The sequence below is a fragment of the Maritimibacter harenae genome, from assembly GCF_009882975.1.
Lineage (GTDB): Bacteria > Pseudomonadota > Alphaproteobacteria > Rhodobacterales > Rhodobacteraceae > Maritimibacter > Maritimibacter harenae.
The window spans coordinates 23,014-25,399 of record NZ_WTUX01000014.1 but is presented as its reverse complement, the minus strand read 5'-3'; the positions used below and the strand labels follow the sequence as shown (position 1 = coordinate 25,399).

Annotated in this window: 3 protein-coding genes; 2 read left to right on the top strand and 1 reads right to left on the bottom strand. The window is 62.5% G+C overall.

The genetic code is table 11. The features are described from left to right. Window positions 1-560 (top strand): adenosylhomocysteinase (locus tag GQE99_RS21570; RefSeq protein WP_235917213.1); only part of this gene is annotated, 560 nt, incomplete at its 5' end. 10 nt (window positions 561-570) lie between these two features. After that, window positions 571-1,563: an adenosine kinase gene (locus GQE99_RS11995; RefSeq protein WP_161351874.1), complete on the top strand. Its 993-nt coding sequence runs from the start codon at window positions 571-573 to the stop codon at window positions 1,561-1,563. 118 nt (window positions 1,564-1,681) lie between these two features. Here the strand turns inward: GQE99_RS11995 and GQE99_RS11990 are convergent, their stop codons facing one another. Further along, the gene (locus tag GQE99_RS11990; RefSeq protein WP_161351873.1) at window positions 1,682-1,924 is read right to left on the bottom strand and encodes a phosphopantetheine-binding protein; all 243 of its coding nucleotides are present in this window, start codon (window positions 1,922-1,924) and stop codon (window positions 1,682-1,684) included. Window positions 1,925-2,386: the final 462 nt, after the last annotated feature.

Below are 2,386 nucleotides of genomic sequence, written 5' to 3'. Positions count from 1 at the left end.
ACCCGATCTGCGCGCTCCAGGCCGCGATGGACGGGTTCGAGGTCGTGACGCTCGAGGACGTGGTCGATTCCGCGGACATCTTCATCACCACCACCGGCAACAAGGACATCATCCGCATCGAGCACATGCGCGCGATGAAGGACATGGCTATCGTCGGCAACATCGGCCACTTCGACAACGAGATCCAGGTGGCGAGCCTCAAGAACCACAAGTGGACCAACATCAAGGACCAGGTGGACATGATCGAGATGCCCTCGGGCAACCGCATCATCCTTCTGTCCGAAGGTCGCCTTCTGAACCTCGGCAACGCCACCGGCCACCCGTCCTTCGTGATGTCCGCGAGCTTCACCAACCAGGTGCTCGCCCAGGTCGAGCTCTGGACGAAGGGCGACGAATACAAGAACGAGGTCTACATCCTGCCCAAGCACCTCGACGAGAAAGTCGCGCGCCTGCACCTGGAGCGCATCGGCGTGAAACTGACCGAGCTGAAGCCGGAACAGGCCAGCTACATCGGCGTCAAGCCCGAGGGCCCGTTCAAGCCCGAACACTATCGGTACTGAGGAGCGAACCATGACCGAACGAACCCCGCATATCGTCGGCCTCGGCAATGCGCTGGTCGACGTCGTCGCAGCGGTGCAGCCCGATGTCGTCGCCCGTCATGGCCTCACCCCGGGCGGCATGCATCTCGTTGACGCCCAAGCCGCGCGAGCCCTCTTCGACGAGGTCGGCCCCGGTGTTCGCCAGTCGGGCGGATCGGTGGCGAATTCCATCGCGCATCTGAACGAGGAACCTGTCCGCGGGACCTATATCGGCAAGATCGCCGATGACGATCTCGGCGCCGCCTTTCGTCGTGAGATGGAGGGCATGGATATCGCGGCGCCCTTGGCTGTCGCGCAGGATGATGACCATGGAACCGGACGGTGCGTGGTCCTGGTCACGCCGGATGGTGAGCGGACAATGAGTACCTATCTCGGAGCAGCGACGACCCTCACGCCCGACGAGGCGCGCAAAGCCCTGCCCGAGCAGTTCGATCTGCTCTTCATCGAGGGATATATCTGGGACGCACCGCATGGTGCGGAAGTGATCGAAACGCTGGCGCGCGTGGCCAAAGCCGCCGACGCGCTGGTGGCACTGACCCCGTCGGACGCCGGCTGCGTAGAGCGCAATCTTGACTCGATGCGCGACACGGTCTCGAACCATGTCGATATCCTGGTCGGAAACCACGATGAAGTTGGTGCGCTCGCGGATTGCAAAGGTACCCAAGCGGCGATCGACTGGGCGATGGCCCGAGTTTCGGTCGCAGCGGTGACCGAGCACGAAGAGGGGTCGTGGGTCGCCGATCCAAAGGGGCGGCACCATGTCGAGGCGGCGCCCGTTTCGCGCGTGCTCGATACGACCGGCGCTGGCGATGCGTATGCCAGTGGTTTCCTGTCGGGATTGGCGCAGGGCCTGCCTGTCGCCGACGCCGGTCAGCGCGGAGCAGAAAGAGCCGCCCTCGTGCTGGGCCATTATGGCGCGCGCGACGGCGCCGCCGCCCGAGCCATCGCGCTCCCGGCGGCATAGCGGCAAAGAGGTGTGAATCGGGTTTCGGCTGCGACCAGTATGACCCAAGGCGGAGAGTGTAACGACTTTCCGCTTTGCCGGCCGGTGGCGGACCGTCCCGTTCAGGCTGTGGGGAGCTTCAGGCCACCGCCGGGGTCCGCCGAAGAAAGGCCACCACGTCGCCGAGGGTGGAAAGCCGTTCGATGACTTCGTCCGGCAATTCCACGAAGAAGGCGTCTTCGATGGCCATCCACACTTCGATCGCCTCGAGGCTGTCGACACCGAGGTCGTTTACGAAGTGTGTGGTGGCGCTGAGGTTGGCGTTGGCTTTCGAGAGGGTCTGGGCGACGATCTCGATAACGCGGGTTTCCGTGTCGGGCATGACAGAACTCCGGGCGAGGGCAGGCTTACGTAGGGCAAGCCTGCCGCCGTTTTTTCCGAAGACAAAGTTTCTTCTCGGTGACAAAGGCTTGCCGCGTCTGCGAAGGAATCGGTGCGAACGCGGAACGACACTTCGCACCGCAGGGTTTGACGGGCGCGGCCGGGGATGAAATGCCCCTTCGGCATCGGCGTTCCTAGACCTGCCGCCGCCGATCGTCGTTGTCCGTAAGGAGCATTTTGCAGTGTTCATAGAGGTCTTGTCTGAGAGATTTGGCTTCAGAAGAGACGGGGCACCCGCGGACGAACGCACATTCATTAGGCTCATTTGAGTTCGTCTCCCAACGCCTCCCAGCCATGACCAAGCATGCGATTGCAGAACAGTGGTGGTTCCCCAAGGGATCAGCGATCCGGCCCGATTCATGATATGATGTTTGAATTGCTAAAGGAGGAATTACCGATGAAG